11 protein-coding genes are annotated in these 12,596 nt (G+C 70.2%); 5 read left to right on the forward strand and 6 right to left on the reverse strand.

Annotated elements, in window-relative coordinates; all coding sequences use genetic code 11:
- Positions 1-438: 438 nt before the first annotated feature.
- Positions 439-3,684 (forward strand): PAS domain S-box protein, encoded by a 3,246-nt coding sequence (locus ABIC30_RS05720; RefSeq protein WP_020091753.1) that lies wholly within the window; start codon positions 439-441, stop codon positions 3,682-3,684.
- Positions 3,685-3,947: 263 nt separating this feature from the next.
- Here ABIC30_RS05720 and ABIC30_RS05725 read toward each other — a convergent pair whose 3' ends face one another.
- Together ABIC30_RS05725 and ABIC30_RS05730 are read right to left on the reverse strand one after the other, a co-directional pair.
- A complete protein-coding gene (locus ABIC30_RS05725) occupies positions 3,948-4,604 on the reverse strand; it encodes an antibiotic biosynthesis monooxygenase family protein (RefSeq protein WP_020091752.1) in 657 nt (218 codons plus the stop codon).
- A 27-nt stretch (positions 4,605-4,631) separates the two neighbouring features.
- Complete coding sequence (locus ABIC30_RS05730; RefSeq protein WP_331326576.1) at positions 4,632-4,910, reverse strand: hypothetical protein; 279 nt, start codon at positions 4,908-4,910, stop codon at positions 4,632-4,634.
- Positions 4,911-5,083: 173 nt separating this feature from the next.
- Between ABIC30_RS05730 and ABIC30_RS05735 the strand changes: the two genes are divergently transcribed.
- Entirely contained in the window at positions 5,084-5,779 is a 696-nt protein-coding gene (locus ABIC30_RS05735) for an ArsR/SmtB family transcription factor (protein ID WP_331326577.1), read from the forward strand.
- Positions 5,780-5,816: 37 nt separating this feature from the next.
- Here the strand turns inward: ABIC30_RS05735 and ABIC30_RS05740 are convergent, their stop codons facing one another.
- On the reverse strand, positions 5,817-6,506 hold the full coding sequence (locus ABIC30_RS05740) for a winged helix-turn-helix transcriptional regulator (protein WP_331326578.1): 690 nt from the start codon (positions 6,504-6,506) through the stop codon (positions 5,817-5,819).
- 55 nt (positions 6,507-6,561) lie between these two features.
- Between ABIC30_RS05740 and ABIC30_RS05745 the strand changes: the two genes are divergently transcribed.
- Both ABIC30_RS05745 and ABIC30_RS05750 read left to right on the forward strand, forming a co-directional pair.
- Positions 6,562-6,990, forward strand: a complete 429-nt coding sequence (locus ABIC30_RS05745) for a VOC family protein (RefSeq protein ID WP_331326579.1) — start codon at positions 6,562-6,564, stop codon at positions 6,988-6,990.
- Positions 6,991-7,028: 38 nt separating this feature from the next.
- Positions 7,029-7,391 (forward strand): DUF1428 family protein, encoded by a 363-nt coding sequence (locus ABIC30_RS05750; RefSeq protein ID WP_331326580.1) that lies wholly within the window; start codon positions 7,029-7,031, stop codon positions 7,389-7,391.
- 64 nt (positions 7,392-7,455) lie between these two features.
- On the opposite strand, the gene ABIC30_RS05755 is transcribed toward ABIC30_RS05750, so the two are convergent.
- From ABIC30_RS05755 to ABIC30_RS05765, 3 genes are all read right to left on the reverse strand, one after another.
- Positions 7,456-7,878 carry a DUF2852 domain-containing protein gene (locus tag ABIC30_RS05755; RefSeq protein ID WP_091978050.1) on the reverse strand — a complete coding sequence of 141 codons (423 nt, stop codon included), beginning with the start codon at positions 7,876-7,878 and terminating at the stop codon, positions 7,456-7,458.
- A gap of 174 nt (positions 7,879-8,052) precedes the next feature.
- Positions 8,053-10,470 carry an MASE4 domain-containing protein gene (locus ABIC30_RS05760; protein ID WP_091978049.1) on the reverse strand — a complete coding sequence of 806 codons (2,418 nt, stop codon included), beginning with the start codon at positions 10,468-10,470 and terminating at the stop codon, positions 8,053-8,055.
- Positions 10,471-10,802: 332 nt separating this feature from the next.
- Entirely contained in the window at positions 10,803-11,612 is an 810-nt protein-coding gene (locus tag ABIC30_RS05765) for a GntR family transcriptional regulator (RefSeq protein ID WP_020091746.1), read from the reverse strand.
- A gap of 53 nt (positions 11,613-11,665) precedes the next feature.
- Here ABIC30_RS05765 and ABIC30_RS05770 point away from each other — a divergent pair, with 53 nt between their 5' ends.
- The gene (locus tag ABIC30_RS05770) at positions 11,666-12,595 is read left to right on the forward strand and encodes a PfkB family carbohydrate kinase (RefSeq protein WP_020091745.1); all 930 of its coding nucleotides are present in this window, start codon (positions 11,666-11,668) and stop codon (positions 12,593-12,595) included.
- Position 12,596 lies beyond the last annotated feature (1 nt).

A 12,596-nucleotide genomic window follows, 5' to 3' on the forward strand; every position in this document is an offset into this window, starting at 1 on the left:
GAACGCTGATCCTGAGGATCGCAAATCCTTCCGCGAGCGGCCGGTCTCTAGCACAATCAGTTCTTCGCTCGAGCACTTCGGTCGCACGCGAAGCCACTCACTTTTCAATCCCGTCTCGCTTGCCGCGAAGCAATGGACGTCTGGACTTGCTTCAGGATCTTGTACGGCTTGCTTTCGAGGACGGAGATCGGCGCGTCGAGCGCTACCGACCTTTCGATCTCGGCCGGCCCGACAGCTGATCGGGTCGCGACCCTTTAAGGCAGGCGAAGGTTGATGCCGGCGAACACCGTCCCGTCTTGAAAGTTCAGGACGGTGTCCGTCCATCGCATGACGCGGCGGCCACGATTGCCGGGCGGACCGCGGCTGCCGGTCCGGACCGGCGGGCGACCGTGATCTCTCCAAACGGAACCGGCCGGGACTGGATGGCTTGGCCTCCTGATGCACGACTTCGAAGAGACGCCGGCCATTCGGGAGACGGTGAAATCGATCGGCCCGGACGTCGGCGCGATGTCGCGCGCGCAACTTGAGGCGGAGGTGCTGCGCCTGCGCTCGAGGCTGCCGGAAGCAGGGGGCGAGACCGTCGGCCGGGAGGTGCGCCCGGTGCATCGGACCGCCGGGCAGGACGCGCCAGCGAGCGAATGGCGCCACCGGGTCGTCTTCGACAACGTCAGGGACTTCGCCATCGTCGTCACCGACCGCGACGGCTCGGTCATCGACTGGAACCCCGGCGCCGAGCGGATCTTCGGTTGGACGTCGGAGGAGATGCGCGGGCAGCCCGCCGACCGGATCTTCACGCCCGAGGACCGTGCGGAGGGGCGCCCTGAGGCCGAGATGCGGCTCGCGACGAGCGAGGCGCGCGCCTCCGTCGAGCGCTGGCACCTCCGCAAGGACGGCAGTCGCGTCTGGACGTCGGGCGAGATGATGCCGCTGCTCGACGAGGCCGGTGCGCATCGCGGGTTCACCAAGATTGTCCGCGACCGCACGGCCGAGCATCTGGCCGCGAGGGCGCTGAGGGAGCGCGAGGCCCACCTCCGGCATACCGTCGAACTGAATCCCCAGGTGCCGTGGACCTGCGACCCGGCGGGCAACATCACCTCATACTCGAACCGCTGGCTGGAACTGACGGGCCAGGCACCCGGCGAACCCGACGGCGCGGGCTGGATGAAGGCCCTGCATCCGGAGGACGTCCCCCACACGGTCGCGGTGTTCTCGGCCTGTCTCGCCTCGGGCGAGCCGGTCGACGTGGACTATCGCATCAACATCGCGGCGACCGGCACGTACCGCTGGATGCGGGCGCGCGCGCGTCCCCGCCGCGACGGAGCCGGCGCCATCGTGGCCTGGTACGGGGTGGTTGAGGACATCCACGACCGCCGCCTGGCCGAGGCGGCGCTGCAGGAGAGCGAGGCCCGTTACCGGACGCTGTTCGAGACGGTCGAGGTCGGGTTCTGCATCCTCATGATGCGGTTCGACGCGGACGGACGGGCGGTCGATTACCTGATCGAGGAGGCCAATCCGGCCTTCGCCCGGCAGACGGGGGCCGACGTCGCCGGCCGCTGGGTCAGCACGTTCGCGCCCGACCTCGAACGGCACTGGTTCGACAGCTACGGCCGCGTCGCCCTGACCGGGGAACCCGCCCATTTCGAGAACTACGCCGCCGTGTTCGGGCGCTGGTTCGACGTGCGTGCGCATCGGGTCGGGGACCCGCGCGACCACCGCGTCGCGGTCTTCTTCAGCGACATCACCGCGCGCAGGAGCGCCGAGTTGCTGGCGGAGGCCAGCGCGCGCGAGCTCCGGCTCATCACCGACGCGCTGCCGGTGCTGATCGCGTTCATCGACGCCGGCCACGTCTACCGCTTCGCCAACGAGGCCTACAAGGACTGGTTTTCCGCCCCGCCCGGCGATGTCGTCGGACGCGATGTCCACGCGCTGCTCGGCCCGGCCGCCTACGCCGTGCGGCGACCCTTCATCGATCGGGCGCTCGGGGGTGAGCCCGTCACCTTCGAGACGGACTGGCCGCACCGCGACGGGCGCCACCGCGTCGCCGAGATCCGCTACCTGCCGCGACGGACCGCCGGCGGCCGCGTCGACGGTTTCCACGTCTTCGTGCAGGACGTGACCGTCCGGGTGCAGACGGAGGCCGACCTCGCCCGCCAGGTCGCCGTCCGGACCGCCGAGCGCGACCAGATCTGGCAGGCCTCGTCCGACCTGCTCTGCGTGGCCAACCTCGACGGCTACTTCGTCGGCCTCAACCCGGCCTGGTCGCGAACCCTCGGGTGGACCGACGCCGACATGAAGGCGCGGCCGTTCCTCGATTTCGTCCACCCCGACGACGTCGCGTCGACCGTGGCGGCGGCGGGGGGACTGTCGCGCGGGGAGGCCCAGCTCACGTTCGAGAACCGCTACCGCCGCAAGGACGGCAGCTATGTCTGGCTGTCCTGGAACGCGGTGCCCCGCGACGGGCTGATCTACTCGTCCGTGCGCGACGTGACCGAGATCAAGCAGCAGGCCGAGGCGCTGGCCAAGACGGAGGAGGCTCTGCGGCAGTCGCAGAAGATGGAGGCGGTCGGCCAGCTGACCGGCGGCCTCGCACACGATTTCAACAACCTGCTCGCGGGCATCTCCGGTTCCCTGGAACTGATGCAGACGCGGATGAGCCAGGGGCGGATGGGTGACCTCGACCGCTACATGAGCGTCGCCCAGGGCGCGGCCAAGCGGGCCGCCGCCCTGACGCATCGCCTGCTGGCCTTCTCCCGCCGCCAGACCCTCGACCCCAAACCCACCAACGTGAACCGCCTCGTCCACGACATGGAGGAGCTGGTCCGGCGCACCGTCGGTCCGGCCGTCCACTTGGAGGTCGTCGGTCTCGCGGGGCTGTGGCCGGCGCTGATCGACCCGGGCCAGCTGGAGAACGCGCTGCTCAACCTGTGCATCAACGCCCGCGACGCGATGCCGGACGGTGGTCGCATCACCATCGAGACCGCCAACAGGTGGATCGACGAGGTCGGCGGCCGCCAGCACGACCTCGCGCCCGGCCAGTATCTCGGCGTCTGCGTGACCGACACCGGCACCGGCATGGCGCCGGACCTGATCGGAAAGGTGTTCGAGCCGTTCTTCACCACAAAGCCCACCGGCGAGGGCACGGGCCTCGGCCTGTCCATGGTCTACGGCTTCGCCAAGCAGTCCGGCGGGCAGGTGCGGATCTACTCCGAGGTCGGCGCGGGGACGACGGTCTGCCTCTACCTGCCGCGGCACTACGGCGAGGCCGACGAGGACGCGGTCGCGCGCAGGCTTTCCGAGGTCGAGCAAGCGGGCCAGGGCGAGACGGTGCTGGTCGTCGACGACGAGCCCTCGGTGCGCATGCTGGTCACCGAGGTGCTGGAGGACCTGGGCTACACCGCCATCGAGGCCGCCGACAGCGTCGCCGGCCTGAAGGTGCTGCAGTCGGACGTGCGCATCGATCTGCTGGTGACGGATGTTGGCCTGCCGGGGGGCATGAACGGGCGACAGATGGCGGACGCCGGCCGCGAGCGGCGACCGGACCTGAAGGTGCTGTTCATCACCGGGTACGCGGAGAACGCCGTGCTCGGGAACGGCTACCTTCGGCCCGGGATGCAGGTCTTGACCAAGCCGTTCGTGCTGGAGACCCTCGCCTCCCGCATCAAGGACCTCATCGCCGAGACTTGAACCCCCTCGTCCGAAAGGGCCGCGCCCCCAGAGGGCAGCCGACTGCTCGTGCAACGGGAGCGGGCGAGCCCTGGGGTGCCGCCAGCGAGGTGACCGCCTCGTGGATCGGTCGCCTCGTCCGTGATCCGGTTCCCCGGGCCGGTCGCGCACATGATCGCAGGGCAGGCCGCGGGACGACCGCGTCGTGCCACCGGGTCCGCATTCGCGAGACCGATGACGGAGCGACGCCGAAGGTGTTGATGCCCGGTTCTCGTCGTCGGGCCCTATCCCGGGGCTTGCACGGCCGGGTGATATTGCGGGCTCTCACGCCTGTCGAACATCCCGTAGTCGCGAATGATCCGAACAGCTCGGAGGCGCGTGCCGGCGACCGATGAGACGGCGTTCGCCGCGCCGGCATCTCTCCACGACAGCAGCACCAGCACCTTTCCCGGATTGGTGAAGGAATCGAACGCGTCCCAACTCACCAGCCCCTCGGTCCGCTGGTCGAGACCGAGCATGGCCATGAGGTCGACATCGAAGGGCGTGGGCCGGTCCGCCGACATCGCCTCCGACAGTGTACAGGCCTTGGCTTGGCCGACTTCCGTCTCATCGAGGCGTTGCTCGCGGACCCGATGTCCCGCCGGCGGGTGGGTGTCAGCCGTCACCTCGCCGACGCGGAGATGGTAGTCCGCGAACACCTCGGACCGGCCTTTCCCCTGGATCAGGTGATGACCGGCATGGGTGCGCCAGCGGATCACCGACTTCTCGTCCCGCCACGTCGAGTGCGAAAGGACCCAGCCCGGCCGCGTCCGGCTCGTGAAGCGCTCGTTGTCGATGAAGCCGTCGATGCCCTCGAGCTCAGGCTTCAGCACGCGCGCGTGTTCCAGATAGGCGTCCTTGCGACCGTCGCCGGGTCGGACTTCGAAGATGACGGAGAACATGGGCTCCTCCCTGTCTGTCGATACGGTTCAAGCCGGGACCGGCTCACTCAGACATGCGGCGGAGGCTCGCCAGAGGACCCTCCGCCCGGCTTCGAGATGCATCAAATGCGTGCCGCGCCTGAGCTTGGTGTCACGCCGGTCCGGGGTGCCGGAGAAGGCATCGAGCAGCCACGCGGCGTCGGTCGTCAGACCGTCCCGCTCACCCCGGAACTGGGGAGACAGCCGACGAAGGAACAGCTTGAGCCCGGATCGCGGATCTTCGATCCGATGATGCTCCAGCCTGTCGTCCATCTTATCGGGCGTCATGGGCGTTACCTCCTGCCGTGGCTGGCGAACCCTGGGCACAGACGTGGCGCGGTTCACCAGCTTCACGCTCCCACTCTGATCCGTGGATCCCGGCCGAGTCAGCCGTAAACGCTTCGGTCCAAACCGAAGCGTCGTCGGATGCGGCGGGCGTTGAGCGCGTGTAGGTTCAGCTCATGACGCAGGGTCCTGCACTCTCCGAGATCGGCGCGCTCGTCGGAGATCCCAGCCGCGCCAATATCCTGTCGACCTTGATCGACGGGCGAGCGCTGACCGCGACCGAACTGGCCTGGACGGCCGGCGTCGCGCCAGCCACCGCGAGCGATCACCTGACGAAGCTCGTGGCCGGCGGCCTGCTCACCGTGTCGCGCCAAGGTCGGCACCGATACTTCCGCCTCGCCTCCGTCGAGGTCGCCCGCATGCTCGAGGCCATGATGGTGATCGCGAACCGGGGCGAGCCGGAGGAAGCGTCGCGCCGAGCGACGCCGCGGATCGATCCAGCCTTGCGCGAGGCCCGCACCTGCTACGATCACCTCGCCGGACGGCTCGGCGTCGGGATCGCCGATGCGCTGGTCGCACGGGGACTGATCCTCCTGGGCGAGGAGGCGGGTGAAGTGACCGCATCCGGCAGTGCGTGGCTGGCCGCGTTCGGTGTCGAAGTCGAACCGGCCGGACGAACCCGCCGCCTGCTCTGCCGCCCCTGCTTAGACTGGAGCGAGCGGAGACCTCACCTCGCCGGCCGTCTCGGAGCCGCCCTGTGCCGCCGCTGCGAGGATCTCGGGTGGATCGAGCGTCAGCGCGACGGGCGCGCCATCCGCGTGACCGAGAGGGGAAGACTCGGCTTCGAGAGCGAGTTCGGCTTGGTCGAGTGACGGTCGGTCGTGATCCGGTCTGCACCCTCCAAAGCGATCAGAACGCCTTCCCCGGCAGGGGAAACAGTCCGGCGAACCGCTGCACGACGTCCCGGTCCCCCTCCAGCGACACCTGCCCCGACGCCTCCGCGTCGGCGAGCGGCAGGCCGCCGTAGACGATGGCCGCAACGACCGGCGGTGCGGCGCCGACGACGGCGTGCGCCCCGAGCGGGTCGGCGCGGGCGGCGTGAAGTTCGCCCTCGCTCACCGTGACGCGGAAGGCGTCCTCGTCGAACCGGAAGCCGATCGTCGCCTCGAAGCCGGAGGCCTGTGCGGGGTCGAACATCGTGCGAAACGACAGCATGAGCGAGGCCGCCGAGAGCGGCAGAGCGGGGTTGTGGGAGGGCGAACGGGCCGCCCAGCGCCCGAGCACCGAGAAGATCGGCTCGGCCTCGTAGCCCCATGGGGTCAACTCGTAGACCGGCGTCGAGGCCGGCGGTGGCAGAGTCCGCTGTGCGACGATGCCCGCCTGCTTCAGACCCTGCAGCCGCTCGGTCAGCACCTTCGCGCTGATGCCGCTGAGCGCCCCTCGGATCGCCCCGAACCGGCGCGGTCCGAACATCAACTCGCGGACGATCAGGAGCGCCCAGCGCTCGCCGAGGATCTCCAGGCCGTGGGCGGCGCCGCAGGCGTCATCGTACCAGCGCGGTCTCGCAGCCGCAATATTGGTATCTTTTTGTAACTTCATGGTTGACTTAGGTAACTGATACGGTCAAGCTCGGCAAGCCGTTGAGAAGGTCGCCATGCCCAAGATGATCTTCGTGAACCTGCCCGTCGCCGACGTGGAGCACGCGGCCGGCTTCTATGTCGCCCTGGGCGCCCAGCGCGACCCGCGGTTCTCGCAGGCCGGGACGGTCGCCGCGATGGTCTTCTCGGACGCCATCGTGGTCATGCTCCTCAGCCACGCCCAATTCGCGAACTTCGCGCCGCGCGCCATTGCCGATGCCCGCGCCGCCAACGAGGTGCTGGTCTGCCTGTCGGAGGAGAGCCGGGCCGCGGTCGATGCGAGCGTGGAGCGCGCCGTCGCCGCCGGCGGTCGCGCCGACCTGCGGCCGCCGCAGGAGATGGGCACGTTCATGTACGGCCGGAACATCGAGGATCCGGATGGCCACGTCGTCGAGCTGATGTGGATGGACCCCGAGGCCATGACGCGAGGGCAGGCTCCGGCCTGAAGCCTTTCCGCGCGCACCCCGACTCGAGGAGGCAACCCATGACTTACGTGAGCGGGTTCGTCACGCCGGTTCCCGACGCGAACCGGGAGGCCTATGTCGCGTCGGCCAGGGCGGCCTGGGCGCTGTTCCGGGAGTACGGCGCGCTCCACCAGATGGAGGCCTGGGGCGACAACGTTCCGGAGGTCGAGCGGACCGATTTCCGGCGGTCCGTCGCCCTTCGCGACGGCGAGAGCGTCGTCCTCGGGTGGATCCTCTGGCCCGACCGGGAAACGGCAGACCGGTGCGAGGCCGCGATGCGGACCGATCCGCGCTTCCGCGATCTGACAATGCCGTTCGACGGGGCGCGGATGATCTTCGGAGGTTTCACCGCGGTCTTCGAAGCGTCGCGCGGGGCGGCGTAGAGGAGACGAGGATCCTGATCCTCGACGGCGTGGCCCCGACGCTCCGGTGCAACCCTCAGGCGACCTAGCCTTTTCGATGTTCGGCCTGATCGGCGGTGCCGGCGATGTCGACCGCTGCCCCCGATCCCGCGGGATGTTCCGCCACGAAGCGCTCGAAGGTCGCGCGATCCTTGGCGCGCTTCAGCGCGTCGACGAAACCCTCGAAGTCCCGGAGACGCGTTCCGAGCGCGCGGCGCTCCCCCTCGATGCGGCCGATCTCGCCGTCGCGCCAGGTGTCGAAGGCGGTGTTGCCGCTGGTCCGGGGCGACGTGAACCGGGGCCGCTCACGGAACCCGGTGCCGGGCCCGAGGGACCGGCGCAGGCGTTCGAGGCCCGGCAGGCCGGACAGACCGAGATCGCGCCGCACGAGCGCCTGCCGCGCGACGAGGACGAGGGCGGCGAGGCCGCCGACAGAGAGGGCATCGTGGATCCAGGGCATGATGGGCATGGGACAGCTCCTTGCGCGTGTCGGCGCCGTTGAGGACGGACGGAGCATGCCGACATGCCGCTGCTGCGGGCTGAACCGGTCGGTTAAGGCCGGGTTAAGCCTTCAGGCCTGTTGACGGACAACCTGTCCGCGACGCCGCGCGATCGCGGGGCGGAATGCCGTGGGCCCGGGGGTTCAGCCCAGGACGACCCGGAGCTTGTTGGCGAGTTCGTCCCGTTGATAGGGCTTACTCAGGAGAGGCAGGTCGGCCGGCACCGCGTGCTCGTCGAGCGCCGTGCCCGTGTACCCGGACGTCAGGAGCACCCGCAGGCCGGGACGCAGGCGCCGGGCCTCGACCGAGAGCTGCACGCCGTTCATGCCACCGGGCATGACGACGTCCGAGAACAGGATATCGATGCGCTCGGGGCCGCCCAGCCGCTCCAGGGCCTCCGAGGCCCGGGTCGCGGTCAGGGTCCGGTAACCGAGCTCGCCCAGGCTCTCGACCGCCATCTCCAGCACCGCCGGCTCGTCCTCGACCACGAGCACCACCTCGCCGGAGGCCGCCCGCCGCAGCGGGAGGGTGTTGTCCGGCCGGGCCTCGACGGCCCTCTCGGCCGAGCGCGGCAGGTAGAGCTCGATGGAGGTGCCGGCGCCGGGCTCGCTCTTGATCTGCGCGTGCCCTCCGGCCTGCCGCACGAACCCGTAGACTTGGCTGAGGCCGAGGCCCGTTCCCTTGCCGACATCCTTGGTCGTGAAGAACGGCTCGAAGGCGCGGCTGCGCGTGGCGGCGTCCATGCCCTGGCCCGTGTCGGTGACCGAGACGAGCACGTACGCGCCCGGCCGCAGGTCGGGCCGGTCGGGAATCTCCGCGGCATCGAGGTGCCCGTTGCAGGTCTTGACCGTCAGGACGCCGCCGTCCGGCATCGCGTCCCGGGCGTTGACCGCGAGGTTCAGCACCGCACTCTCGAACTGTCCCGGATCGAGCCGGACCGGATCGAGGACCGCGTCGAGGTCGAACCGGATCTCGACGGTCTCGCCGACGGCCCGCTTCAGCAGGGCCTGGAAGTCCTTGAGCAGCCGGTTGGGGTTGACGGTCTCGGGCCGGAGCACCTGGCGCCGGGAGAACGACAGCAGCTTCTCGGTGACCTCGGCCCCGCGCCGCGCCGCCGTCATCGCCGACGTGGCCAGCCTCTCGACGCGCTGCGGGTTGTCGGGCTTGCGCACGATCATGTCGAGGTTGCCGACGATGATGGTCAGCAGGTTGTTGAAGTCGTGCGCCACGCCCCCGGTCAACTGGCCGATGGCCTCCATCTTCTGAGCCTGGTTCAGGCGTTCCTCGGCCTCGCGCTGGCGCGTCGTGTCCATCACGACGCCCGCCATGGACCGGGGCTGGCCGCTCCCGTCGCGGTAGACCTTGCCCCGCATCGTGACCGAGCGGGCGGCCCCGTCCTCGGCCCTCCGGATGTGGCAGTCGATGTCGAGGCGGCCCGTCCCGATGGCGGCATCGAACGCCGCCCGCACGGCGTCTCGGTCCTCGGGGACGACGTGATCGACGAAGGTCCCGACGTCCCATGCCGCGACCGGAGCGCTGTGGCCGAAGATCGCGTCGTGCCTCGGCGACCGGCGCGCCGTGTTGCCACGGAGGTCGAGCTCCCAGTCGCCCATCTCGGCCGCTTCCAGCGCCAGGGCGAGGTTGTCGCGGGCACGCTGCAGCTCCGCCCGCCGGGCCTCCCGGTCCTCGGCGGCGGCCGCGGCCTGCGCGTACAGGAAGTCGACCTCGCGCAGGTAGACGCCGAGCAGGATGAAGCCGGCCACCAGGGCTTCCATCCGGCCCGCGAACCAGCCGACCGTGCCGCGGGCGGCGCCCGGAAGCGTGACCATGTTGTCGAAGACGAGCAGCAGAAGCGACACGGCCAGCCAGAGCTGGAGCACGGTCCGCAGGCGGGTCTTCCACCACAGCACGGCCAGCGCGATGACGGTCAGGGCGACCACGCCCGGCCCGATGCCCGAGGTGGTGAGCAGCCAGTAATCGTCGCCCTCGACGCATTTCGGCAGGAGGTGGACGTAGCGGACGGCCACCACGCCGGTGAGCGCGGCGGCCGCGACGGTCCCGGCGACGGTGGCCCAGCCGATCCGTCCGGCCTTTCCGCGCGGGGCCTGCGGCGGACGCTCGTCGCCCTCCAGGAGCGCGTAGGGCAGCGCGAAGAGCGGCGGCCCGAGATGCCAGAAGGTCCAGAGCCACGTCGTGGTGTCCGGCCCGTCGCCGAGGAGCCGACCCTGCGCGAGGACGTTCGGGAACGACAGCATCTGCAGGAAGACGACGAGCGTCACGTAGAGGCTGCCGGCCCCGAGCACGAGCAGCGGCGCCGAGCCGATGCGGCGGTACTGCGTGAGGAACAGGTACGTGGTCAGGCCGTAGACCACGATCAGCGCCGATTGGTAGACGGGCACGAAGCCCGGCATCGGCGGCATCGGGCGGTTGGCGAACGGCAGCAGCGCGAGGGTGACCGCCCCGAACAGGAGGCTGACGGCGACCGCGAGCCGACGCTGCGTCCGGCCGGCCCGGGCTGTCGCCAGGGTCGCCAGGGTCGGCGCCGTCGAGGACTCGCTCATCGTGTGCTCCGGACCGAAGCGGGATGGCTGGCTGCGCCGGCTGATCGCTCGCGAGACATCAGGTGTACCACGGCGCTTCTCGCTGTTCCACGCGAGGCATCGGAGCGTTCTCGTCCGTTAAAACGGCGAAGCTCGGCCGTCGCTCCCGTGCCGTGGCGGCGGTGGGCGACGGATGGCGGCCTTGGCGGAATCGCCTTGCCCGGCGAGCGTGGAGAGCTCTTTCCTGAAGGAGGCGGGTCCCCGGCGCGGACCGGAAGCGGTTCGAGCGGGGCATCGCCCAGCCCGTCGCGCGCACCGTACGGAAGCGAGTCCGGTTCGGTCAGCCGGGCCTACTACGCGCGCAGATTCAGCCGATAGCGATAGGCATCGCCTCGGAACAGGCCTTCCACGTACTCGATCATCACCGAGTCCTGATTGTAGCTGTGGCGCTTGATCAGCAGGCACGGGAGGGGCTGTTCGAAGGCGAAGATCTCGCACTCGTCAGCCGTCGGCATGGTCGCCTCCACCGTCTGCTCGCAGCGCACGAGGCGGCCGCCCGGGTGCCCGCTCAGGAAGGCGTAGACGGAACCGGAGAGGTCGCCGGTCTCGAGGGCGGGCACGGCGCGGATGTTGTACCAGGCGACCTCGCGCGACATCGGCACGCCGTCGCCGGAGCGAACGCGCGTCAGACGCAGGAACGGGGCCGTCGAGGGCAGGCCGAAGATCGATGCGATCGAGCGGTCCTCGGTGACCGCCCGATCGAGGATGCGCGAGGATGGGATCTTCCCCAGCTCCCGCATCTCCTCCGTGAAGCCCTTGAGCCGGTCCATACCCGGGCGCACGGGCTCGGGGGGACGGCGCACGAGGAAGCCGCAGCGCCCGCGCGGGACGAGCAGCTCGTTGTCGCTGAGTTCGGCATAGGCGCGTTGGACCGTCACGCGGCTGACCCCGAGGCTGTCGGCGAGCTGGCGCTCGGCCGGCAAGGTGACGCCCGGCGGCAGCGAGCCCGACAGGATCAGTTCGCGTAGCTGACCCTCGATCTGCCGGTACAGCGGCATCGCCGTGTCGGCGCGCAGGCGGAGGAGAGAGAGCACGGAGGGACGCTCGCCCTCCGCGAGGTCCGCCTCGACATCACCCTTGATCGTCCGATTTTTGGGGCGCACGTCCGATCGGCCTCCGGTACAGCTATTCGCAGTGTACAGGTTCGGAGCGCTCCATGCGCCTGTTCGTCGTCGGAAGCTTCGTGATCGCCTGCTCGGTCAAGGTCGCGCGGCTGCCGCAGGCGGGCGAGTCCCTCGATGGCTTGGCCTTCCTCGCCGAGCCTGGCGGCAAGGGCTTCAACCTCGCGCTCGCCGCGCACCAGCTCGGCGTCGAGGTGGACGGACTCTTCGCCGTCGGCACGGACGTGTTCTCCCCTATGGTCCGCGCCACCTTCGCGCGGGTCGGATTCGCCGAGGACATGCTGGTGCCGCATGCCGGCTCGACGGGCGCCGGCGTCGCGTTCGTCGACGCGGCCGGCGAGAACTGTCTCGCGGTCTGCCTCGGGGCCAACCTCGCCCTCGGTGCGGAGGACGTCCGAGCCGTCGCCGCCCGCCTCGAGCGAGCGGACCTCGTGGCGGCGACGTTCGAATCGCCGGACGCCTCGATCCGAGCGGCGTTCGCGCTCGCTCGGCAGGCGGGCATCCCCACGCTGCTGAATCCCTCCCCGATGCGCCCCATCGACCCGGCGATCCTGGCCGATACCGCGATCCTCGTCGTCAACGCGGTCGAGGCCGCCGACCTCGGCCTGGGGACTCCCGACGCCATCGCGGACGCCACGGAAGCGACGCCGGGGATCGCCGCCCTGCTCTCCGGAGGCCTCGGACTGCTGATCGTGACCCTGGGAGAGCGCGGCGCGGTGGCGTTCCGCCCCGGACTGTCCCCCCTCCGCCAGCCGGCCTTCGCGGTCGCGGCGGTCGACACGGTCGGCGCGGGGGACGCGTTCACGGCCGGGCTTATCGCGGGCCTGCTCGCGGGAGAGCCCCTCGACGCGATCCTGCGGCAGGCCGCGGCCTGCGGTGCGCTCACGACCTGCCAGTTCGGGGCTTTCGAGGCCTTTCCGACCGCGCAGGTGCTGGCCGCCTTCCTCCGCGACGCCGATATGTGAG

The organism is Methylobacterium sp. 1030 (genome assembly GCF_040544715.1).
Taxonomy (GTDB): Bacteria; Pseudomonadota; Alphaproteobacteria; order Rhizobiales; family Beijerinckiaceae; genus Methylobacterium.